Below are 24,198 nucleotides of genomic sequence, written 5' to 3' on the forward strand. Positions count from 1 at the left end.
TTGAGCGGTTTGAAGCGCCCACAGAAATCTAATGAACCTGAGACACGCTATACCTGAATAAATAACCGTTTGCAGCGTATTTATCAAGTGATTGCGGGAAATAACGTGTCTCGTGTTCCTTACATTTTCAAAAGAGGGCCGAGAGGCCAAATAAGACGTCCTGTGTTCCTTAGAAATCGGCTCTCACCATTATCTATATGAAATACACAAACAGCCTGTTGCCTCGTCATCTCGTGGCAGCAGGCTGGTTTATGGTTGAATTCCTTGGCAAGCATCAGCACACGCACCTACCCTATTCCTGCTCTGTATTCCCCAACGTATACTCACTCAATTTCCCTTCATAGACCATTTGCAATCGTTCACTCTGGCGAAAATCATCCGGTGTCACGAGCGCCGGCAACTTGTTCCATAACTTGATGCCTGAACGCTGTAGAATCTCGGCTACAAATTGGGAACAGAAGTAGGAGTTGCTGAACTCCACCGGCTCCTTGAGCGTAATGCCAATCACACCGAGCAGATTGTACATATATTTCTGGCGACTGCGGATGAAGATGTGCAGCACACGTTTCATCTTTTCCACTTCACGATCCGTGACCTGAAGCTCATATATGACACATGTGGTATTGGGATACTTGCTGTATGTACCTGTCTGAATATCTTCCTTCACAAACCCGCCGTTCAGCGGATTACTCGGATGCTTGCGACCGAAGCTGTACAGTTCGGATAATTCCTTGTCAAATGCGATTGATGCGTGATTATATGGCGCTCGGGTATAGCTCTGAATAACCTTGGTAAACAACGTTCCTGTATTCGTAAGCAAAATATAGATGGAGCGTTCATCTGTCATAGCAAAATTTCCCCTTATCAAGTTGGCACTATTCCTTCATAATAACATAGGTGCCCTATAATGGAATCTTACTTTGAATAAGCAGGTGATCGGTACGTGAGCAGCTCAATCTTTACTCTAACGTTAATCTTCACAGCTTTACTTGTGATACATATCGTCTACAAAGTGATTGCGAAGCTTCAACCAAGCAAAGACTATTCAGGCATCGGCCAAAAAATCAAAACCTGGTGGGGCATGTTCGTGATCTTCTGCCTCGCTACCCTTTTCAACCCCATCGTGTCCCTGATCTCCCTCATGGTATTGGCATTCTTCTCACTCAAAGAATACTTCTCCATGATTCGCAGTACACGCAAAGCCGACCGCAGGCTGTTCCTATGGGCGTATCTGGCGATTCCAGTCCAGTTCTATTGGATCTACATTGGATGGTATGGCATGTTTATCGTGTTTATTCCACTATATGTGTTCCTGGTGCTTCCCTTGCCGCGCCTGATCAACAAAGGTACGGTCGGATTCCTGCGCAGTGTCAGCTCCACACAATGGGGATTGATGCTGATGGTCTTTGGGCTGAGCCACCTGGCCTATTTCCCGTTCGCCACACCGGAGTATGGGGCCAAGCTGGTACTGTTCCTGGTCGTGTTAACACAGCTTAACGATGTGGTGCATTATCTGGTCTCTCTCTATCTGGGCAAACGAAAAGTGGTACCTACCGCCAATCCGTTTGTCACCTGGGAGGGGTTCGCATGTGCGTTCATTGTAACGACAGCTACGTCTTATTTCATCCATCCCTACCTGACACCATTCGATTGGAAATTCTCGCTGTTCATCGGGGTGCTGATCAGTTTGGCCGGATTCTTCGGCAGTCTGACCGTGTCTGTACTGAAGCGCGATCTGTTAATCGGGGATGACAACAAGTTTGATTCGCTCAAAAAAAGCTACCTGAGCCGGGTCGACAGCCTGACCTACACCTCTCCGGTAATGTTCCACGTGGTCCGTTATTTCTTTGACTTTATGTAGCAACTATATAAAATGAACTAAAAAGTAATTTTTACACTTGCCACTCCGATGACAGAACAACCTTCAGATCGCTGTTATCCCCCGATTTTTTAATTCTTTTTATAAAGGTGAAAATCATGGGATAAAGGCGAAGTTTATGCTTCCGAAGCAGCTTTCCTTTAGAAAGCTTTTAGCTCCGCTTCTTCTGGTTATTTCTGTCCTCTACGTTCTTGTGTAAATCTTTAGTTCATTCTTTACAGATATAGCAACAGACAGATCGGTGACATACATGTCAAAAAAAGCAGCCGAATGGGCTGCTTTTCCTGTTCAACAAGCTCCAGACTGAGCCTGCATGATGTATGTGCTATTTCAACGTAATTTCCTTCTCGGCCATGATTTCGTTCCCCTCATCATTGGTGAAGACAAATGTGGCTTTGCCACGCTCGCCCTTCATCTCATCCGAGTAGATAAATCCGGAGAATTGTCCATTTCCGCTAAAGTAAAACCCCTCTTCGCCATTTCCACCATGTTCGATGGCTTCCTGTAGCGAATTCACAATGGTCACCGTGTTAGACGTCCATCGCATCTCCGTTAGTGTATAGCCCTTCGGAACTTGTTTAATGCCAAAATCAAAGCTGTTGCCCTCGATCGGTTTCTCCGATTGGTCAATGACGATATCAATCTGCTCAGACGGTTCAGTGGATTCCGATTGAGCCGCAGGCTTGCCCTCATCACCACTCGCACTTCCTTGATCACTGTTATTCTTCGCATCCGCATTTGGCACAGAGCTCTCTCCAGCTTCCTCTATGGGTTGCTTCGATTGCGGATAGGCGTGTTCCTGAACGGATTCGTTATTATTTTTGGCACCACAGGCACTAACGACTAGCGAAATACAGAGCACAGACATGCAAAGTACAGATTTCTTTATATTCATGGTCATCATCTCATTCTCCCTTCATTCATCTACAGCACATACATCTATATCAGTTGAATTAATCATTTACACGATAACGGAGAGGACAGAAACAATCTGAAAAAGCGAAGCTACAAGCTTTCTGCAAGAAAGCTACTTCGAAAGCATACACTTCGCCTAAAAGCTTTCTGAAAGAAAGCTGCTTCGAAAGCATACGCTATCCCCGGATTTTCCCCTTTGGAAAAGGGAATCGAAAAAATCTGGAGATAACAGCGATTGGAAGGTTATTCTGTCATCGTTAGTGTCAGTGTAAATACTCTTTAGTTCAACTTATATAGCACACCACTTATTAATCACTACACCATATCGTCCCTCATGAAGCTCCATTATATGTAAATGATTCATAAATTCAGTATGTGACAGCATTTCAATGAATAAAAAAGAGCTTTGTTCATGAAATCATGCACAGATGATTCTATCGATCAAACCCCGGCAAAACTAACACTTCTCCAATCCGGATGGCGTTATGCTCAAGTTTGTTCACTTTCTTAATGGCTTCTACATACACACGCGTGTCCATCTGCTGAGGTTTATGTGCCACAGAGATGCCCCACAGCGTATCTCCCGGAGATACAACGATCCGGTCCCCCGATAACACTTGCTCATCTCCGGCAAACACGGTGAATACAGCACTGCACCCTATGATTATAATTAGAGTTATGGTGGCGATCTTCAATAGCCGGGTTGGTGTCTTCACACGCTGCAAGAATTGCTCTTTAAAATGCAAGGTGCGAGAATCAGACGTTTTGGTATAAACGGATTCATATATGCTTTTGTACGTAGAATATTTCATTCTAGTCGACCTCCAAAATTTCATTCCGTTAATCTTTAATTTCATGTTTACCTATGTGTTTTTCCTATAACAATGAACAAGATACAATTCTGTTTTTCGACACCTAGGTATCTTTGCCTAAGTCGATTCACGATGATAGGTCTATACTACCAGTTCACTCTAAACAAATTCTGAACAACCAAATTTCATCGGGATATTCAATGCAATCTTTCCAATATTCATGCCTGATTTTCGGCGATGCATGCTGTAACGTTTTTCTATAATAGGTTATAGATAAAGATTCTAATGAGGTAAGGACGTGCCCCCATGATTTCTGCTGATCTGAAGGAACAATATTACGAGGCGCTTGTGGCCAAGGATTCGGAATACGAGGGTTTATTCTATGTAGGGGTCCGAACCACAGGTGTGTTCTGTCGTCCCACATGCCCTGCACGAAAACCAAAATTCGAAAACTGCGAATTCTATGAGACGGCTCAGCAGGCACTTCTGGCCTCTTATCGCCCTTGCCAGCGCTGCCGCCCGCTCTCTCATCCCAACCAAGTCTCCGATGTGGTTCGCCTATTAGTCGAAGCTGTGGAGAGAAATCCGGAGAAACGCTGGAAAGGACAGGACTTCAAGGCACTCTCCATCGATGAATCTACGGCTCGCCGACAGTTCAAGAAGCGGTTCGGCATGACCTTTGTCGAATATGCCCGCGCCCGACGCATGGGGCTTGCCCTGAAGAATATTCGTTCTGGACGCACCGTGATTGATAGTCAATTATCTACCGGGTACGAGTCAAGCAGCGGCTTCCGCGATGCCTTTTCACGGATCATGGGTGCTGCTCCCACTCAAGTTCATGAAGGGCAAGTTCTAAAAGCGTCCTGGATTGACACCCGCCTTGGTCCGATGATGGCTATTGCAGATGATGAGGCCCTATATTTACTGGAATTTGTGGATCGTAGAGGCCTGGAACGCGAAGTTGAGCGCCTGCGCAAACGGACCAAATCAGCTATCGTACCTGGTACTACGGCTCCCATACAGTCCATTGAGCGTGAACTAAACGAGTACTTTCAAGGAAAAAGGACAGCATTCGACACAACGTTGTTCTGTTTAGGAACACTATTTCAAAAACAGGTGTGGGAACAGCTAATGGCCATTCCGGCAGGTGAAACGAGGTCATATCAGGAAATTGCCAATGCACTCGGTAAACCGACTGCTTGCCGAGCCGTAGCACAGGCGAATGGGGCTAATCAGCTTGCCATTGTGATCCCATGTCACCGTGTAATCAATGCCAGTGGTGAACTAGGCGGATACGGCGGGGGATTAACTCGCAAGAACTGGCTTTTGACGCATGAGAAACAACAGGAACAGGGTAGCTGCGAATAACGAAAATGAAGCAATAAAGTACGCATCAAATACTAAAGGAATACATGATATAACAAAGGAGAGTCATCCTAATATGAGGATCTTAGAAGAGAAGGCAGCGTTGTTCCAACAATACCATGTGAAAGGAAAACCACTAGTTCTGGTCAATGTGTGGGATGCCGGAAGTGCACAAGCCATTCAATCCGCTGGCGCAACGGCCATTGCGACCGGAAGCTGGTCCGTTGCTGCGGCCCATGGTGGGCAAGATGGCCATGCCATGCCATTCCATCTGGTACTTGCCAATCTCGCACGGATTACAGCGAGCGTGGATCTGCCTGTAACGATTGATATAGAGGGAGGGTATGGGAGGTTGGTGTCAGAAGTGAAGCAAAATGTCCTGCAAGTCATCGATCATGGTGCTGTAGGAATTAACATTGAAGATCAACTTCCCGCTGGGTTGGGATTGTACACTGTGGAGGAGCAATGCCCGAGACTGTCCGCCGCCCGGGAAGCTGCCGAGCAGGCAGGCATACCTTTGTTCATTAACGCCCGCACAGATATTTTTCTGCAACATGCACCGGAACACCATAACCATTCCCTGCTGGAGGAAACACTCATGCGTTCGAACCGTTATGCAGATGCAGGGGCCAGCGGTCTGTTCGTACCCGGCTTACAGGATCACCAGTTGATTCAAGAATTGTGTGAGCGTTCACCGCTGCCAATTAACATCATGGTTACGTCTCCTGAGCCTTCACCCAAACAACTTGCCGCATTGGGTGTAGCACGCGTAAGCTATGGGCCTTATCCTTACCTGCAAGCTATGGAACATCTGAAAGAACTGGGGCGAAGTATTTTGCTGAGTAGTTCCGAATCGTCATAAGCGATCACCTATGGTATAATCACCCCTACCCAACATTAACTAGGAGGCAATTATGCTTAACGTGGAACAAAAGCTTGAAGTGTTACAATCGTATCCCCAACTGCAACGCAAAGACGTTTCTCTCGGTCGTGTGAATTTCCACTACGAGGAAAGTGCGTATGATAAAAAAATTGTTGCTCTCCACATTCACCCTAACGGTAACGGTTATATCTATGCAGGTCTACTGCCTGACTATGAGACCGATGCTAAAGGATTCGTCAATATTCGCGATTACTCCGAAGCAGATCTGCGCACCTTGTTAGATGAAACGATCCAAGCGATGTCTCACAATCCCAATGCAGTTGAATTCAAAGAGCCAGAACAAATAAAAGCTGCTCCTTCATTGGCTCCAACTTCTACGGGTGGCGGAACATGGGTCGATGAAGATGGACATACGCTGACTTTAAAATATGAAGATGACATGTGGTATGTGTATTCCGGCGATAATCTGGATATGGCCTTTGAAACACGTAGCGAAGCTGGCGAGTATCTCCAAGACGAAGGATTCAAACCACAAGCTCAGGCTTAACACATACACATTCCTTGAATTGAATTGAACAGCGATTGATGAATAGTATAATCAGTAGTCAGCAAGCTAAGATGATACCAAAAACACGAGGCGTGTTCGCACTCGTGTCTTTGGTATTCGAGGAATTTTCGCATACTTTCATTAGCCCCGGTTGCTTCATATAACAATATGCTGTCAGTCTCTTTTGGATTTCATGGTAAGCGGCGCATTCTTCATCATCGGGTACGTAGAGAGAAGTAGCGCACCACCTATGAACCCAAGAACGGTAAACAATGTCATGCGATTAATCCCAGCAATCCACAACATAAACTCACCAAGATCACCCAATGTAATAATCAGCGTAATGACCAAGCCTACCCCAAAGAACATAATGAAGAAGTTACGCAACCCCAATCGCATCCAACATACCGTTGGGAAGACAGAGAATCCCAATACGAGAAAGCCACACATCAGATCGATCCATAGGTAGGCTAAGAAATGATATTCGTTTGAATACAACATGCCTGGTTGATAGAGGGTAACGTCAACCATACCACTTTCCTGAAGCAGGTGTATGAGGAAATACACCACATGTAAAATGGCCATGGTACCTGCAACCATCCATACCGAGTTCATATAGAAAGATTTCATAAATTGAATTCGTGTACTGCCCATACCAATCGCAACCGGGAACAGAGTAATGATTCCCCCGATCGCGAACGTGCATATCCCTCCGTACATGGGGCCAAACAACTGCGTGGTATACGAGACATCAAATATGAAACCAATGGCCAGATATACAACAGTGAGCATTAGAGCGATGGATGTAAATATGATCAAATACAAACGCATATCATCCTGAATTAAACGATTGGTGCCTTTTACTGCATTCATGGTTTAACCCCCTCTTGTTTACGGGTCCTGTTAACCAAATAATCCTGTAATGTCGCTTTCTCAATGGAAATCCCCTGTGCATGAGCGATATCCTTCCACATTTTCGAGTAGGGCTCATCAATCATCACTTTCACAGTCGATCCCATCTGGGAAGATTCGATAACTTTAACATCTGCTGTCACCCGACTAACATCTTCTATTCTCCCTGTTAGAAGAACTCCTTTTTCGCGCATTTCTTCCATAGGCTGATTTAATATCACCTCTCCGGCTTGCAAAACGATAAGGGACTCACATAAAGGCTGAATCTCCTCAATATGATGACTGGATATCAGGATCAGACGCGGGTCATCTTCGTAACTTTCCAGTAGCGTATTATAGAAAAATTTACGCTTCTCGGCATCGAGCCCATTGGTCGGTTCATCCAGAATAGTTATCTTTGCATGACTGGCAAGACCTAATATAATCTGAGTGGCCGTCTTCATGCCTTTCGAAAATTTATTGATCTTCTTCTTCGCTGGTAATTCGAACACATCGATTAACCGCTCCGCCAATTCCTGATTCCACTGTGGATGAAAATATTGCCCCATTTGAACCATATCACTAACCGTCCAGTTTTTCCCCAAGGGATGATTCTCCTGGATGTAACATAGATGCTCTTGAGCAGCCAGATTATTATAGGGATCTTGACCCATGATCTGAACGGTTCCACTGTCCGGGCGGTTATGCCCTGCGAGTATACTCATCAGGGTTGTTTTGCCCGCCCCATTTCTTCCCCAGATTGCACTAATGATTGGCTCACTCTCATGCAGCGTAACCTGGTTCAGAACGGGTGTCTTCTGATAACTGTAGTTGACTTGCTCCATATGAATCATAACTCACTCTCCTTATCTTGCTTGCCGCGAATCAGATCAATAATCATGTCTTCATTCATGTGAATACGTCTGGCTTCTTCAAGTAAAGGCTTAATGTATTCTTCATAAAAATCCTGCTTTCGTTCAATGAGCAAGGCTTCTCTTGCTCCCTTCGCAACAAACATCCCAACACCTCGCTGTTTGTATATTATCCCCTTGTCCACGAGTTCCTGGAGTCCTTTGCGGGCTGTAGCGGGATTGATGTTGTAGAAGCGTGACAGCTCATTGGTTGAGGGAACTTGTTCTTCCACCTTCAATCTGCCCTCCACAATATCGTCCATAATCATCGTGGCAATCTGATGAAAAATAGGCTGGGATTCATCCAAAGTCGATTTCATGTGCCTCCAACTTTCATACGTATTCATTAGTTAGTTAGTCGGTTAGTTACTCATGTAACTAACTATAGTATACAAAAACGCAAATGTAAATAGGCGAACTTAATTCATCGTCTTTTCTACCTTGGTTCTATTGTATTGATTAATTAGACCGTCCAGGACTACGGATTGCTGGATCACTTCAGGGTGAAGCAGACTGTCGTACTCCATATGCATGCGATATAACAACTGTCTGGCATCTTCGATCCGTGACATCAAATCCAGGTGATCCATAATACCCCTCCCTTTTGTCATATTTTAGTGTATTATGCCAATCAAAAGCGCATATGAGATAAGACATACTTATTCTTCCACTTGAATACACACAAAAAGAACGCTTCTGAAATAAATCAGAAGCGTTTCTCTTAACATTTTATTAAGTTCCAAATCCATGATCAGCAGGTCTCATAATTTCGGGGTTCGGGATGTTAATGTCTGGGACAGGTTCCGTAGCAGGAGCTACGGTGAATACAACGATACTACAGGTAGCTATCAGCAAAGCCAACTTTCTCTTCATTGAGTTTCTGCACCTCACTAATTATCATTTTGTATTGCTGTTTCGCCGTCTCAGATGCAAATTCCCGGTATTGCTCAAACAGTCCGACACCTCTAAGCATACCTCGCCCACTGCTAATTTCAATAGAAAATCTCAAACTATCCAGAACAAATTCTATTCCTAAATGAAACTCGTCCTTCTTTAAATAGTATGCGCCCAAATCTGCTAAAAGTCGTAAATATCGATCATCCGTAACCTGTCTGCTCACTTTACCAATCCGGTTACTCTGTTCCTGATAAGTGAAGTAGGATTCATACTGTTTAAGTACATGATCAATATCCTTATCATAACGATTAGCCGCCGTTACAATATCACAAAGCGCTGGAAATATCTCATTTTCCTTTGTTGAAATATACGCCAGATAATCAGGTAACACCTCAAACTGACCACCCATTAAATGATATATATAACGATTAGCTTCAGCCCATTCCTGAAACTGATTCATAACGACCATTTCATCTTGATCCGGGTTCCTCACCCAGCGGTTATCCGAATATAAAGAAACATAGTTAAGTGCCCCAGTGTAGTCCTTCAAATGATAACAGGCACTTCCTGCAGCTAGATAAGAGTAAAGAATATAGAAGACAATGGGTCTTTTCGTCTCTTCTTGTTTCCGTCGTCCATTCATCTCATAATGAATGGACGCTTTTACTTTCAATTTTTCAGATAACTCCTGAACCTTGTTCCATCTATGCAATGCTCCAAACGCATTAATGAGTTCGTTAAGCGCATCCAACTGATAACGTTCATCCAATCGATCCACATAGTATTCAAACCGAGCTGCAATAATCAGATTCCGCTGCTGATCATTGGTTAGCCCCAACCTGAACAGCCGATACTGACAGAGTGCAAGCCGCTCGGAATGCTGCATTTTCTCGCTTTCAGCGATGTTCTCATATAGAAGGATGGCCGGCTTGAATTTACCGGCTTGGTAGAATTCTTCAGCCACATCAAATAACAAAGGAATATAGGACAGATTATCCATCATCAGACGAATAACCTCTTCAATACAGTCCAGCTTGTCCAACTCGGCGCAGCGATGAAGGAACGGTCCCAACCTTCGCCAGTCCGGGGTTGCATGTACAAAACACTCATCTATGTATAACTCATAGAAGTAACCTTCTTCCAGTCTCATGGCGGAAGTAATGCGATCCAACTGCTGCATGGCAATAGGCCGATTTTTATTCAAAATATTGCTCAGCGTACCCGAATTAATCCCTGACGTTTCCGAAAAATGACTAATGGACATCTGTTCACGCTTCAAATAACTTTCTAAATGATCGCGTATCGTGGTTGTCGGCTCCAAACGAACACCACCCTCCAAAATAAAAAACATATACAGGATTATCGGTATGCAAAAGTAATTATATGTAATTAAAAAGTATCGGTCAATATAATAATTTCAACTAATTTGTATTAATTACATTTTAATCCTTTAATTAAAATACAGACCCCTATCCTTATTTTATATCGGAAACGTACTCGGCATCAAACCTGAAAATAGACAAAAAACACGAGCCATCTATCGGCTCGTGCTCTCAACTGACTCATTAGTCAGTTTGCTCACTATAACTTGCATTTAAGGCAGTATATTACCTGCCGAACGATAAATTTCATACCACTCTGGACGAGTGAGATGAACATCTCCTGCTTTTACACAATCTTGCAGACGTTCAATATTCATCGTGCCTGTCACAGGCTGCATCTGCGCAGGGTGACGAAGCAACCAAGCGATTGCAATCGTTGTATTGCTCACGTCATACTTCGCAGCAATCTCGTCGATCTTAGCATTCAATTCCGGGAACTTGTCGCTACCCAGGAATACGCCTTCGAAGAATCCGTACTGGAACGGGGACCACGGCTGAATGGTGATATCATGGAGACGACAATAATCAAGAATGCCGCCATCACGGTTAACCGCAGCATCGTTCTCCATGTTCACGTTGATTCCGCTGTCAATCATCGTTGTGTTGGTAATACTCATCTGCAACTGGTTGGCAACCAGTGGCTGTTTCACGTATTTTTTCAACAGTTCGATCTGGTTCGGATTCTGGTTGGACACCCCGAAGTGACGCACTTTACCTTCGCGCTCCAGTTGATCAAAGGCTTCAGCCACTTCTTCCGGCTCAACCAAAGCATCCGGACGGTGCAGCAGCAGAACGTCAAGGTATTCCGTTTTCAGACGCTGAAGAATACCATCCACCGAATTCAGAATATGCTCTTTGGAGAAATCAAACATTCCTTTGCGAATACCGCATTTGGATTGAAGAATCATATTTTCACGAACTTGGGGATTCATCTGTACTGCTTCGGCGAAGATCTCCTCACATGTTCCTGTACCATATATGTCAGCATGGTCAAAGAAATTCGCTCCAACTTCCATTGCAGAACGAACAAAATGTTCAGCTTCCTTACCGTCTAGTGAATTAATCCGCATGCAACCCACAGCGACTACAGGTACTTCAAGTGTGCTGCTGCCCAATTTAATGGTTCTCAAGATGTTTTCCCTCCATATTCGAATATTATCGTGTATCTTCTTTTGATTGTGACACACATCTGCAATCGGTTTCAATAGATTTATCCTACATTCATATGGAGAAATGATAGGTTCTTGATTCCTGCCTATACTTATCAAAAGAAGAAGTTATACTTCTTCCGGCACGATAACCTCAATATGCCTTGGTAGGACAGTGATATGAATAGGCAAGTCAGGACCTTCCTCACCGTCTACATTCGTGCGAATGGCTTCGTCTGAGCGAACATGAACTTCTTTGGCTGTAAAATAATCCACATCCTTATGCTCCTTCAGATTGCCAAAAAACAGGGAAGTACCTAGGGTCAGGCTGTTGAACACACTAATATTGCGAACAACAAAACAATGGATCAAACCATCGTCCACCTCAGCATCAGGTGACAACTTCTGGAATCCTCCAACCGAATTGGTCAGCGCCGCCAGAAAAAGAGGAGATTCTCCCTCCCAGATCTGACCGTCATATTCAATGGTCAGTTGATTGGCTGGTGTATTCACCAAGTCTTTCAAGCCTTCCTTGAGATACGCGAATGAACCTAGCTTCGACTTCTCTTCCGAGGATACAGAGAATAGAGCTTCTGCCAAAGAACCTGCTGCTACCACGTTGGCAAACAGACGATCATTAATTTTCCCGATATCCACGATATGGGTCTGATCCGAACGTAACTGCCGAATGGCCTCCTCCGGGTCAAGCGAGATATTCAGCGCACGTGCAAAATCATTCACCGTACCTAAAGGTACGATGCCCAATCGGGGACGATGGTTCTGATCCATCATGCCATTAATCGTCTCATGCAGTGTTCCATCGCCTCCGATGGAAATGACCAGATCACAGCCATCCTTGCAGGCGTTCAGGCAATAGCCCACCGCATCACCTTCCCCGGCCGTCTCGTTAATAACTACCTCATACTGCTGCGACTCCAGAATTTCTCTGACTTGAGACACATACTGATCGGCCTCTTCCTTACCTGACGACGGATTGCTAATGATCATGGCTTGGCGCATACTCACATCTTCCCCTCCAAATTGGCATCTTTACTCCATCTTTACCCGTTTCAAGGGTGGGTTGAATAGGGCCAGCAAGGGATGCTTTATTTTTTTTGATAAACATGTCTCTGAAGAGTGCAGAGCAGGACTTGTTTCATATAGAATAGAAGTAAGAGAATACCCCTTATGAAATTTCGTGTTCCTTTTTCCTGTTGACGGGTTAATAACTATAGATGTGTTTTTAGCCGAGTCTGCATACATTAAATTGTTCAATCTACACGCAACACTCCGTAGGCATAACAACCTTCTGTTATGGTGGAAATGCGATACTTATCTAACTCAATCGTTCGGATTATTTTATAATTCTAAAAATCGGAGGAAATACATGCAATGAGAAGAGTGACTCTATTATTTCTAGTATTCATCCTAAGTCTCGGGGCATCGGGGCAAGCCATGGCTTACACAACTACAGACTCGGGTGAGGGAATCATTGAGGATCCCTTACTTGAAGACGGATTGAAGCTAATACTGAATAAACCTCTCGATGTTCCACTGACTTCATCTGATCTGGAGCAGCTTGAAGTGGTGGACCTGAGCAATGCAGGTATTCAGAGCCTGTCCGGTCTGGAATATGCGACCAACCTGACTCACCTCCGATTATATGGGAATGAGATTGAGGATCTCACACCGCTGGAGCACCTAACCCAGCTTCGCGAGATCGATGTTCGCAACAATTACATTACATCCATAGACGCACTTGCTGAATTGAAAGACTTGGGACGGCTGTATATCAGCAACAATTCCATTTCATCCATAGAGGTTGTACGTGGGTTCAACCGATTACATACGTTCCACGCCAGCGGTAACCAGATTGCCAGTCTTGCAGCCCTCTCGGATACGGATGCACTGAAATGGCTTGAGATTTCAAACAATTCCATTAGTGATCTGACGCCGCTCATGGGTAAGAAACGGCTCCAACAACTCAATGTTGCAAACAACCAGATTCAGACACTGGAACTACTGGCTGAATTGCCAAATACCCTGCGGAATCTGAATGTAGCAGGCAATCACATTACGGACCTGACACCACTGGAGCACCTGACACGGCTTCGGACACTTGATATCTCTGGTAACCAAGTACAACACCTCAAGGGGCTTGAGGGACTGACTGGTCTGAAGGAACTGAATGCAGAATCCAATCAGATCTATGATCTGGAACCTCTTCGGCAACTATCAAGTTTGGACGTATTAAAATTATCCAACAACCGGGTGTGGGACCTGACACCGATTGCAGGTTTTACGTTTACCCGTGATCAGTCTGCGACGAACGCCATTCAGGATATCTCAGCGTCCACCTTATTATCCTCAGGTATTCAGACATCTGTCTCAGAGGTTGAGCCTGCGGGGCTTACCGTGCAGAACAATTATCTGGATGTCACAAGTGGCAGTCAGACGATGCAGATTCTGAACCGGATGAATGTGCGGGAGCAGAAACGGACGCCGCAAGGCGGCTTCCAGCGTCTAATGGAAGGGTCTACCACTGCCTATGTAGGAGATCGTGCTTATGCACTGGATGCTGCACCTTTTATCGATGAAGGGCGGACCTATGTGCCTCTGCGCTTTGTCTCGGAGCAATTAAACGCCAGTGTGAACTGGAACAGCGGTACGCGCGAAGCCGTGATCACACAGAATGACAAAACGATACGATGGAGCGTGGGCAACAAGCAGGTTATCGTGGACGATACACTTGCGATCAATGATGCTCCTCTAATGATGAGAAATGGCAAAGCTTTTGTTCCGGTTCGCTTCATTTCAGAGCAATTCAATGCCTCTGTTGGTTACATCGGTAGCAGTAAAACGATTCTGATTTTTGAAAATAAACAGCTCGGTGATCGTGTACAGCCTTAAGTCGTATCTCACGTTCAATTTCAGCCATAAGAGAATATGAGAAACATAGCAAAGTCCCCGCCTTGAACGATCAGCGGGGATTTTTCATGTGTTATGACAATAGTGCTACGACATTGGATAGTGGTATATGGATAGAATCAATCATAAGTAAATGCACCGTACCAACTGTTTATACGAGCATGAACTTGTAACATTCTATCTCGGATTAGGGCAAATTTTACACGGTTTAGCATATCTTCTTTTGCCGCGAGAGTTGTTATACTGAACGTAATATAGATGACAGCTGGAGTCCACGCGAGGAGGAAAATCATATGACATTTACGTTCACTGGTTATTCAACAACCCAAGATAGTCCATGGAAAGAGTTATCTTTTGCGTCAACAAATGAAAGCGCTAACTTAAAACTCACGGGTGAGCAGCATCAGCTTGTGGAAGGATTCGGCGGATGTTTCAACGAGCTTGGTTATATGGCTCTGTCTCACTTGAGCGAGGAGCAGCGCCATGAGGTATTTCATTCCCTCTTCCATCCGGAGGGTGAGCACAAGTTTAACATCTGCCGCTTGCCCATCGGCGCAAGTGATTATGCGGAGCAGTGGTACAGCCACAACGAGGTGGACGGCGACGTGGCCATGGAACATTTTTCGATCGAACGTGATTTCAAATATCTCATTCCCTACATCAAGGAAGCTCTGCGTTATAACCCGAACCTGCAATTCTTCGCCTCCCCTTGGAGCCCGCCAACATGGATGAAGTCGCCCAAAGCCTATAACTACGGCACACTTCGTTGGGAGAAAGATATTCTGGATGCTTACGCCCTGTATTTCGTAAAATTCGTACAGGCTTACCGTGAAGCAGGCATTACGATTCATCAGGTGCATGTGCAGAACGAAGTCATTGCAGATCAGAAATTCCCTTCTTGCATGTGGACAGGCGAGCAGCTTCGTGAGTTTATCGCCGATTATCTGGGGCCGGCTTTTGACAAACACGGTCTGGATACGGAGATCTGGCTGGGCACGATCAACGCCCCTGATCCATGGGAAGAATTGATCAAGAAAAAAACAAACGACTTCGACGAGTACGCCGGACTTGTCCTGAGTGATCCAAAGGCCTATTCCTATATCAAAGGTGTTGGGTATCAATGGGCTGGCAAAAATGCCATTCAACGTACCTCGGCAAGTTATCCGGAGCTACGTTATATGCAGACCGAGAACGAATGCGGCGATGGCAACAACTCATGGAACTACGCCAAATACGTATATAACCTCTACCAGCATTACTTCAGCAACGGCGTGAACGCGTACATCTACTGGAACATGGTTCTGGAACCGAAAGGCCGCAGCACATGGGGCTGGGAGCAGAACTCCATGATGACCGTAGATCCGGACAATAAGGAGGTTACTCGAAACCCGGAGTATTATGTGATGAAACACTTCGCTCATCATGTGGTCCCTGGTGCTCGAAGAGTCGGCCTGTCTGGGGCCTGGAGCGGTAAATCTGTGGCTTTCCGCAACCCGGATAACAGTCTCGTCATTGTCATCAACAATCCATTTCAGGATCGTCGCGACTTGTATCTGGCATATGAAGGACACACCCTTCGTCTGGAGTTGGAAGCTGATTCCTTCAACAGCATGGTTATTCAACCGAAGTAACAAACCTCAGTTGAAACAAAGCATACTCACACCAATAGCGCCATATTCCCATGCTTAACATGTGGAACAGGCGCTATTTGGTGTTATATAATAACGAATTTCACAAGGGAAACTCAGACTCGTCAAAATGCACGCTTAAGGGTTGTTCGCCAGATAATTTCTCAACCATTGCAGCGCTGGACGTTCTGTACCGTTGCTATTAACCAGATGCGAACCGTTTACCCATGTTTGGTTCTGGTTGTAGCCCCACAGTGTTACGCCTTTAACAGCAGCATGCTTCCACAGTACAGGGAATTTCTGCTGATAGCGCTGCAACTGCGTATTATCATCGCCCGTCATATCCAGTTCGGATACATAGACCGGCAGACCTGTCGCAGCCAGCTTATTCAGTACTGTGTTCATCGTACTCACAGAGACGTTGTCCATATTAAAGTAATGTGCTTGGATACCAATACCATCCACTAGACCTCTGTTTTTCAGAAGGTTGATAATCTGGATATATTGGTCCGCTTTAGCCGGATCACCGATAATTCCGTATTCATTGATCAACAATTTGGCGTTAGGGAAGGCTTGTCTCGCCTGCTGGAATGACCAGATGACCCAATCCCAGCCAGTGGCCCCATCTCCACCAATCGCGTTGCGATAAGAAGGCTTGGCATGAAGCGGCTCATTGACGACATCCACATATGCTGCCTTCGGATACCGCTGGCCTGCGGCGTTAATCCATTGTGTAACTTCAGCCTTCTGATCTGCGGCAGAGAGACTGTTAATCCAGTTTGGCTGCTGATTTCCCCATACGAGCGTATGGAATTTGAACGGAAAATTGTTGTTGACCGCATAGTTGTAGGCCATATCTGCCTGACCCCAGTTCATCACGTTGCGTGTACCTTCCACAGCATCCCACTTGGTGGAGTTCTCTGGAGTTACCTGGTTCCAATAAGGGCTAAAATTCGAAGGAACCTGGCTAGCGATAATATTGCCTAAAAATTTGCTACCTTTTGCCAAACCAGCGCTCACACTACCAACTGCAACCGAAGCAGCGAGAACGCCTACCAATGCTAGTGAACCAACCGTCTTGAACCACTTGGACTTGAACAATGAAATTCCTCCTTAATCATTATTTAGAATTATTAAGCGCTTACAAAAACCATTTTACTGGATAATTTTGGTCTTTAACACCTGCAAATTATACTATTTTCAAAAATCGCAAATTAATAGTTAGCTATATTTATAGATTTCTCTCTTAAATCCAACATAACGCTTACATTGGAGTTTACATTTACCACATGTTTATCTAGTATAAAATGACACATATCTTTACATACACTAGATAACAAGGGAGATTACAACATGCGCAAAATTTCAACAAAACGTTTCGCCGGATGGCCTTTATCGTTCCTTTTATGTGCCTCCATTTTGTTCGCCCCTTTTGCTTCTACTCCAGCTCAGGCTGCTGAGGCAGACAAGGAAACCAAGATCACGTTGCTGGGTACATCGGATATTCATGGCCGATTTATGCCGTGGGACTATGCTCTGGACGGTCCAAACCCAACCGGCAGCATGACGCAGCTCTATACCATTGTGAAAAAAGTGCGTGCCGAGAATCCCAATACGATTCTGCTGGATGCAGGGGACATGATTCAGGATAACTCTGCTGAGTTATTCAATGATCAACCTCAATCTCCCATGATGGTTGCGATGAATGAAATGAAATATGACGCATGGGTTATGGGTAACCATGAGTTTAACTTTGGACTGGACGTACTGGAGAAGATCTCTTCCCAATTCAATGGACAGCCTCTCGTAGGTAACATTTTCAAAGAAAACGGCGACCGCTACATGCCTGCCTATACGATTATTGAGAAAGACGGCATCAAAGTGGGTGTCATCGGAATGAACACACCGATGATTACCGAGTTCGAGAAAGGTACGGATCACCTGGACGGTATCATCGTCAAAGATCCTGTAGAAGAGACCAAGAAGGCCATTGCCGAACTGAAAGGCAAAGTCGATGTCATGGTTGGACTTATGCATATGGGATTGGATAACGAGAACGGAAATCCGGGAACCGGAGTGACGGATATCGCCAACGCCAACCCGGAGCTGGCTGCTATTTTTGCCGGACACATGCATACTCTGATTGAATCCCAAACGGTTAACGGTGTATTGATCTCCGAACCGAATAAATATGGCTCACATATTTCGCGAATTGACCTGACATTTGCCAAAGACGGCGACAAAGTTGTGCTGAAAAGCAAAGAGGCTCGAGCACTCGCTGTAAAAGCAGCCGACGGAACATACGAAGTCTCCGATCCTGCGCTGGAAGAGACCTTGCACCCGTTCCACGAGTTCGCTCGTGCCGATGCCAACATTGAAGTGGCTGAACTGAAAGGCACGAACCTGGTGCCTGCCGATGAGATTAAGGGTATCCCTGCTGTGCAGATTCAGGAAACACCTTTGTCTGACTTTTTCACCGAAGTGATGTTGCATTACAGTGATGCCGATGTGGTCGCGCACCAGATTGATAACGACAAGGCCAAGCTGGATGTAGGCCCGATCAAGAAAAAGGATATTGCGTTCAACTACCAATATACCTTTGGTGAAGTAACTGTGTATGAAGTAACCGGACGGGATCTGATGGATTATATGGAGTGGTCTGCAGGGTACTTCAACTCTACACGTCCGGGTGACGTGACTGTAAGCTTTGATCCGAAACGGCGTGCTTCCAAATACAGCACCGATGATTTCTTCGGCGGCGTAACGTATGAGATTGACCTGACCAAGCCATACGGCAGTCGGATTACGAATCTCAAGTACAGCAACGGTGTAGCCGTCAAAGAAGACGATACGTTGAAGCTGGGCATGAATGCCTACCGAATGGAAGCCCTGATTGCCAAAGGCGGCGCCATGGAAGGACGTAAGTTCAAGCAGCTCTGGTCCTCCAAGGATGCTTCTGCATTTGGTGAGATCCAAGGTACGATTCGCAACCTGTCCATTGCTTATTTGAAAGATGTCATGAAAGGTGTCTACGAACCGAAGATTCAGCACAATTGGAAAATCACCGGCGTAGACCTGACTGCACCAGAACGTGCAGATGTGGTGGAGTTAATTAACGATGGCATCATGTCTGTGCCAACAACGGAAGATGGCAAGTACACCAACATTGCCTCCATTAACATTTTGGATGCGGTGACGCAAGAAGAGATTGATGCACTATCCGCCAAAGCAGGTGTGAGTGCAGCGCAATTCGCAGGTGTGAAAACCAAGGGAGCATTCTATCAACAGCTGAACAAAGCTCGCAAAACGGCAACAGGTGGCGATAGTGGTACGACAACACCTACACCTGAGAAACCGACAACACCAACCGTACCTAAACCAACACCGACTCCAGGCACGTCGAAACCTGGTAAACCTTCAACACCAAACACGGGTAAACCGGGTAGCATCACCAAAGGTAAACAAGCCAAGGTTACAGCGGCTTACCTGAACGTACGCGCTGGCGCTTCATCCAAAGCCAAAGTTATTGCTGCCGTACCGCAAGGCACCCTGCTTGAGGTAATTAGTACAGACAAATATGGCTGGGTCAAAGTGAAAATCGATGGACGTGTAGCATTCGTATACGGGAAATATGTGAGCATTTTGAAATAGCAATCGTTACGCACCACGCTTAACGAAAAAAGGGCGATTCTCCCATGGAAATCATGGTCAGGATCGCCCTTTGCTATGTCAACCAATGTTTATGCGTATTGCCTCTCCTCTACTGCTCTGTGGGAATGAAGACATTTAGCCTGATGGCAAGTTCTTAATTTTATCCATGAAAGAGTCCAGCTGTATGCCATTTGTTTTTTCCGTAAAATCACGTAATTCCTCCGACTCCCCCTCGTAGGCGGCAAGTACGTAGTCACCATCGACAATATAATACGTGCCGTAGCGGGTGAACGAATATCCATCCACCTGTTTCCCGGTCGTCCCCTTTTTGACTACAGCGATAATCTCCATACCTGGTTTAAGTTCAGGCTCCACACCTGCGAAGTCAGCGTTGTAAAATAAAAAAGTATCCTTCGGTACATCAGCTCCTGTTACTACTTCATGTACCTTCACTTCATAGGAAATGAATTTAGGTTGGTATGGTGTCATTCCATTAGCTTTATCCTTATCAGCCATCATTCTTTCAGGTGTGCCCGGTTCAGTACTCAGCTCCACACTAAAGCTTGGCAAAATTTTCATTACCTCTGCCACAACAACGCTATCCCCATATGTCATGACCTCTCTAAAGCTTACTTCTCTCATGGATATCGTCGCGGGGGTGTTCGTAGATAGTGGATATTCCTCACGTAGTTCCTTCATTCGCTCTTGGGAGAGCACGTTCTCCGCACGATCACTTGAATTGACAAACAGAGTTGTACATCCCATTAGACTAACCAGCAATGCAATACTTGTTAGCCAACATATCATTCGGAATCGTGCCATACATCCACCCCTTACCTGATATGGTTGATATATACCTTCAAGCTCAGCCCCTCTTCACATCCCAGTTTGCGAGCATGCCTCTCGCCATCTCCATGTCCGACTCCTTGCCTGTAATTAGTGCAAACTTGGCAACAATCGCAGGATAGGCTGCCCATTGCTCTCGAATATGCTCCAGCATCCGGGGCCATGTTCTTCCTCCTGCCTTCTCATAACGTCTCAACAGGTCACGCAGTCCTTCCTCCTGAAAGAGTGCATAGTAAATGACGAAATCCTTACCCGGGTCAGCAATCTCCGCTTCCGTCCAGTCAATAAGTCCAGTTACGCGTTGTTCCTTATCGACAATAATATGCGGCGGATGCAGATCACCATGGATGAACGCTGAGTGCTGCGGCCAATAGCTACTTACAGACAGCCATATCGTCCAACGTTCAACCAGTTCGGTTGGCACCGTAAAATTCTGCTTAACCTCTTCTATATTGGCTGCAAATTCCTTGCGAGCTTCCATAGGTGTTTTGATCCGTACTCCACCTTTCTTCGCCTCGTGTGGATCGATGTTATGCAGCGCGACGAGGTTCACAGCCAAGGAATCGAGAAACGTATCAGATAAACTTTCCTGGGGGAATTGCCAGACATAACCTCCCCCTGCAGGATCGACAACTGCAATCGGATCACCATCTAGTAAAGGATAAGCGATCAACTCTGGCGTACAGATCCGCCAATCGGGTACTTGTGCGGGTATACTGCCTCGGACTACATCCAGCACCCTGCGCTCATTCTCGGCTCGCTCCCATACGTCTTCACGTCGCGGCTGGCGCAGAACCCATCTGCGGTCTTCTTCATCCGTGGCGAATGCTACACGAAAATCCATACCCGACTCGTTAATCTCCAAGGACTCCTTATCCATAATTAGCCCGTTCTGTTCGGCTAAAGATATTAGTTCATTTTGAATTGCCAAATGTTCATTTGATTTCGATTTTGTCATATCAGGCACTCCCCTTTTCCTGGATAAACTAAAAAACACAGACATGTTCGCCTGTGCAGTTCATTTTGGATATTGGCATACCCGAATGCTCACAAAAAAATAGTAGTACATCAAAGAACCCCTTCACAGAGTGATTCTTTCATGACTAGCGGCATACGTGTACAATGGCAAACCAATCCCGATGAGCTCCACACAGGCAGAAAACAGCAAGCGAAACAAACATCTCGCCAAACTATCTCAATCGGGAAAAATTTAGCACACGTATCCCTCCGTTCAATAAGTTACCCATATGCTAACATATTCCATATCCCAGTTCCAGACCGAATGGAATATTTTTGGTTCTTTTTATTGATATACAGGAACTTGTGCGTCTCAGGTAACGTCCATAGTTTATAGATCTAATCAGAAAGGATGAGAGGTGAACAACTCGATGTCCATTGTACGAAGGTTGTCCTTATTGCCAGTTATCTTACTTCTGCTAACGCTCGGATGCGCAGAGAAATCCGAGGAACAGGGGGAAGATAAGCCACATGTGCGAGGAATGATTACGGATTTTGAGGAAGAAAGAGGTCAGGTACTCATCGAGAATAAAGAAGATGGAGGTGTTGAATCAGGACCGATTTTCATCTCGCTCAACACGGATGCTGAACTCATCATCGAAGGAGAGACTGTCACCGTCTCTTTGGATGAGACACTCGTTGGTCGAAGTGCAGACGTATGGATTGGTGGAATAATCGCTCAATCTTACCCTCCCCAAACCCAGGCTGTAAAAATGGTAATTCATTAACAAACAGCAAAATCCACCGATACATTTCGTTTCACGTGGAACGTTATGATACACCTACGAACAGCAACCCCTTTACTCCTCATATCGGAATGGATGAAAACAATTTAATCACTTGATGCATTTACTCCGTTAGCCTGCCTGCATATAGAGTATAATGAAAAGGTATACGATAAATGTACGGTGCAATAATTGTACAAAAACTAACGCAAAAGAGGTAAACGATGAGCGAGCAACAATTTAAAGATTATGGACTTGGTGAAGAGATCGTAAAAGCACTGGACAGTCTGGGCTATGAGACACCAACCGAGGTGCAAACTAAAGTTATTCCGGTAGCACTGGAGAATCAGGATCTTGTGGTGAAATCACAGACGGGTAGCGGTAAAACAGCTGCCTACGGCATTCCGCTCTGCGAGCTGGTAGATTGGAATGAAAATAAGCCACAGGCTTTGATTCTTACACCAACCCGGGAACTGGCTTTGCAGGTTAACGAAGATATTACAAATATCGGCCGCTTTAAGCGTATTAAAGCAACCGCACTATACGGACAGTCCCCTTTTCATATCCAAAAAGCCGAGTTAAAACAAAGAACACATGTCGCTGTAGGTACGCCAGGTCGGGTACTGGATCATATCGAACGCGGCACGCTGCCACTCGATCGGATCGCCTATCTCGTCATTGACGAGGCCGATGAGATGTTAAATATGGGCTTCATTGAGACGGTACAAGCGATTATTCAGAAACTGCCGCAGGAGCGAGTGACGATGTTGTTCTCCGCTACGTTCCCTGAAGATGTAGCCAAGCTGTCACGAAAATACATGAACAAGCCAGTGGAAATCGAGATCAAAGCAAGTGGACTGACAACAGCCACCATCGAACATGCTGTGATTCACGTGCCAGAGGTGAACAAAACCGCGCTGCTTCAGGACTTGTTCATTGTGGAAAATCCGGATAGCTGCATCGTGTTCTGCCGTACGCAGGAGAATGTAGATAAACTGTTCCGGGTCATGGCTGACTTGGATTATCCAGCAGATCGTATCCATGGTGGCATGGAGCAGGATGAGCGGATCGAAGTCATGAATGCCTTCAGACGCGGACAATTCCGTTATCTGATCGCAACGGATGTAGCTGCACGCGGTATTGATATCACCAATATTACTCATGTCATCAACTACGATATTCCTTTGGAAAAAGAGGGATATGTTCACCGCACAGGCCGTACGGGACGCGCAGGCAAAACAGGTAAAGCCATTACGTTGATTACACCGAAAGATGGCCGACGTCTGGCCGAGATTGAATCCTATATCGGCTTCGAAATCCCTGTTGTGAAAGCTCCTTCCGAGGAAGCTGTGGATCGCCGCAGAGAAGATTTTGAGAAGCGATTGAAGATCGTGCCTGAACGTAAAAAGGACAAGCGCGAACAGTTAAACCAACAGATCATGAAGCTGAACTTCAACGGAGGCAAGAAAAAGAAACTTCGTGCAGTAGACTTTGTAGGTACCATCGCCAAGCTTGAAGGAGTTGCTGCAGACGATATCGGTATCATTACCATTCAAGACAATGTAACAGATGTGGAGATTCTGAATGGCAAAGGACCACTCGTACTGGAGCTTATGCAGAATACAACGATCAAAAAGATGCAGCTCAAGGTTCGTAAAGGTCATAAGTAGGTTGGTGAATGTTGCCAAATAAATAGGAATTCAAACAGGGATAGTGGACTCTTTTCTAAGTCTGCCATCCCTTTTTTTCTCTTTTCGATATATGACTCTGCTG

Annotated in this window: 22 protein-coding genes; 9 read left to right on the forward strand and 13 right to left on the reverse strand. The window is 45.4% G+C overall.

The window, feature by feature from the left end; genetic code table 11:
- Window positions 1-292: 292 nt before the first annotated feature.
- Complete coding sequence (locus NLBNIHML_RS16580; RefSeq protein ID WP_494352344.1) at window positions 293-847, reverse strand: hypothetical protein; 555 nt, start codon at window positions 845-847, stop codon at window positions 293-295.
- A 96-nt stretch (window positions 848-943) separates the two neighbouring features.
- On the opposite strand from NLBNIHML_RS16580, the gene NLBNIHML_RS16585 reads away from it, so the two are divergent.
- Window positions 944-1,861, forward strand: coding sequence for a phosphatidate cytidylyltransferase (locus tag NLBNIHML_RS16585; RefSeq protein ID WP_494352345.1), 918 nt, complete (start codon window positions 944-946; stop codon window positions 1,859-1,861).
- A gap of 343 nt (window positions 1,862-2,204) precedes the next feature.
- Here the strand turns inward: NLBNIHML_RS16585 and NLBNIHML_RS16590 are convergent, their stop codons facing one another.
- Together NLBNIHML_RS16590 and NLBNIHML_RS16595 are read right to left on the reverse strand one after the other, a co-directional pair.
- Complete coding sequence (locus NLBNIHML_RS16590) at window positions 2,205-2,774, reverse strand: hypothetical protein (protein ID WP_494352346.1); 570 nt, start codon at window positions 2,772-2,774, stop codon at window positions 2,205-2,207.
- Window positions 2,775-3,228: 454 nt separating this feature from the next.
- Window positions 3,229-3,606, reverse strand: coding sequence for a LysM peptidoglycan-binding domain-containing protein (locus tag NLBNIHML_RS16595; protein ID WP_342571437.1), 378 nt, complete (start codon window positions 3,604-3,606; stop codon window positions 3,229-3,231).
- 306 nt (window positions 3,607-3,912) lie between these two features.
- Between NLBNIHML_RS16595 and NLBNIHML_RS16600 the strand changes: the two genes are divergently transcribed.
- From NLBNIHML_RS16600 to NLBNIHML_RS16610, 3 genes are all read left to right on the forward strand, one after another.
- A complete protein-coding gene (locus tag NLBNIHML_RS16600) occupies window positions 3,913-4,974 on the forward strand; it encodes a bifunctional transcriptional activator/DNA repair enzyme AdaA (RefSeq protein ID WP_494352347.1) in 1,062 nt (353 codons plus the stop codon).
- A 73-nt stretch (window positions 4,975-5,047) separates the two neighbouring features.
- Complete coding sequence (locus tag NLBNIHML_RS16605) at window positions 5,048-5,833, forward strand: isocitrate lyase/PEP mutase family protein (protein ID WP_494352348.1); 786 nt, start codon at window positions 5,048-5,050, stop codon at window positions 5,831-5,833.
- Window positions 5,834-5,885: 52 nt separating this feature from the next.
- Window positions 5,886-6,401, forward strand: a complete 516-nt coding sequence (locus NLBNIHML_RS16610) for a hypothetical protein (protein ID WP_494352349.1) — start codon at window positions 5,886-5,888, stop codon at window positions 6,399-6,401.
- Between the two features lie 174 nt (window positions 6,402-6,575).
- On the opposite strand, the gene NLBNIHML_RS16615 is transcribed toward NLBNIHML_RS16610, so the two are convergent.
- From NLBNIHML_RS16615 to NLBNIHML_RS16645, 7 genes are all read right to left on the reverse strand, one after another.
- A complete protein-coding gene (locus NLBNIHML_RS16615; protein WP_339238763.1) occupies window positions 6,576-7,274 on the reverse strand; it encodes a hypothetical protein in 699 nt (232 codons plus the stop codon).
- On the reverse strand, window positions 7,271-8,146 hold the full coding sequence (locus tag NLBNIHML_RS16620; protein ID WP_494352350.1) for an ATP-binding cassette domain-containing protein: 876 nt from the start codon (window positions 8,144-8,146) through the stop codon (window positions 7,271-7,273). The genes NLBNIHML_RS16615 and NLBNIHML_RS16620 overlap by 4 nt, the downstream gene beginning before the upstream one ends.
- Entirely contained in the window at window positions 8,143-8,523 is a 381-nt protein-coding gene (locus tag NLBNIHML_RS16625) for a GntR family transcriptional regulator (RefSeq protein ID WP_339238765.1), read from the reverse strand. Before NLBNIHML_RS16625 ends, NLBNIHML_RS16620 begins: the two co-directional genes overlap by 4 nt.
- 99 nt (window positions 8,524-8,622) lie before the next feature.
- Entirely contained in the window at window positions 8,623-8,793 is a 171-nt protein-coding gene (locus tag NLBNIHML_RS16630; RefSeq protein WP_494352351.1) for an aspartyl-phosphate phosphatase Spo0E family protein, read from the reverse strand.
- 245 nt (window positions 8,794-9,038) lie between these two features.
- Window positions 9,039-10,421, reverse strand: a complete 1,383-nt coding sequence (locus NLBNIHML_RS16635; RefSeq protein WP_339238767.1) for a transcriptional regulator — start codon at window positions 10,419-10,421, stop codon at window positions 9,039-9,041.
- A 273-nt stretch (window positions 10,422-10,694) separates the two neighbouring features.
- Window positions 10,695-11,612, reverse strand: a complete 918-nt coding sequence (locus tag NLBNIHML_RS16640) for an aldo/keto reductase (protein WP_494352352.1) — start codon at window positions 11,610-11,612, stop codon at window positions 10,695-10,697.
- A gap of 147 nt (window positions 11,613-11,759) precedes the next feature.
- Window positions 11,760-12,650, reverse strand: coding sequence for a diacylglycerol/lipid kinase family protein (locus NLBNIHML_RS16645; RefSeq protein WP_339243251.1), 891 nt, complete (start codon window positions 12,648-12,650; stop codon window positions 11,760-11,762).
- A gap of 372 nt (window positions 12,651-13,022) precedes the next feature.
- Between NLBNIHML_RS16645 and NLBNIHML_RS16650 the strand changes: the two genes are divergently transcribed.
- Both NLBNIHML_RS16650 and NLBNIHML_RS16655 read left to right on the forward strand, forming a co-directional pair.
- Window positions 13,023-14,540, forward strand: coding sequence for a leucine-rich repeat domain-containing protein (locus NLBNIHML_RS16650; protein WP_494352353.1), 1,518 nt, complete (start codon window positions 13,023-13,025; stop codon window positions 14,538-14,540).
- 311 nt (window positions 14,541-14,851) lie between these two features.
- Entirely contained in the window at window positions 14,852-16,189 is a 1,338-nt protein-coding gene (locus tag NLBNIHML_RS16655; protein ID WP_494352354.1) for a glycoside hydrolase family 30 protein, read from the forward strand.
- 135 nt (window positions 16,190-16,324) lie between these two features.
- Here the strand turns inward: NLBNIHML_RS16655 and NLBNIHML_RS16660 are convergent, their stop codons facing one another.
- Window positions 16,325-17,287 (reverse strand): endo-1,4-beta-xylanase, encoded by a 963-nt coding sequence (locus tag NLBNIHML_RS16660; RefSeq protein WP_339238770.1) that lies wholly within the window; start codon window positions 17,285-17,287, stop codon window positions 16,325-16,327.
- Between the two features lie 252 nt (window positions 17,288-17,539).
- Between NLBNIHML_RS16660 and NLBNIHML_RS16665 the strand changes: the two genes are divergently transcribed.
- Window positions 17,540-19,837, forward strand: a complete 2,298-nt coding sequence (locus NLBNIHML_RS16665) for a 5'-nucleotidase C-terminal domain-containing protein (RefSeq protein ID WP_494352355.1) — start codon at window positions 17,540-17,542, stop codon at window positions 19,835-19,837.
- Window positions 19,838-19,972: 135 nt separating this feature from the next.
- Here NLBNIHML_RS16665 and NLBNIHML_RS16670 read toward each other — a convergent pair whose 3' ends face one another.
- Complete coding sequence (locus tag NLBNIHML_RS16670; protein ID WP_339238772.1) at window positions 19,973-20,659, reverse strand: hypothetical protein; 687 nt, start codon at window positions 20,657-20,659, stop codon at window positions 19,973-19,975.
- Between the two features lie 43 nt (window positions 20,660-20,702).
- Window positions 20,703-21,641, reverse strand: coding sequence for a macrolide 2'-phosphotransferase (locus tag NLBNIHML_RS16675; RefSeq protein ID WP_494352356.1), 939 nt, complete (start codon window positions 21,639-21,641; stop codon window positions 20,703-20,705).
- Window positions 21,642-22,071: 430 nt separating this feature from the next.
- On the opposite strand from NLBNIHML_RS16675, the gene NLBNIHML_RS16680 reads away from it, so the two are divergent.
- Complete coding sequence (locus NLBNIHML_RS16680) at window positions 22,072-22,428, forward strand: hypothetical protein (RefSeq protein WP_494352357.1); 357 nt, start codon at window positions 22,072-22,074, stop codon at window positions 22,426-22,428.
- A gap of 221 nt (window positions 22,429-22,649) precedes the next feature.
- A complete protein-coding gene (locus NLBNIHML_RS16685; protein ID WP_339238776.1) occupies window positions 22,650-24,095 on the forward strand; it encodes a DEAD/DEAH box helicase in 1,446 nt (481 codons plus the stop codon).
- Window positions 24,096-24,198 lie beyond the last annotated feature (103 nt).

It is taken from the genome of Paenibacillus sp. JNU01 (assembly GCF_059130585.1).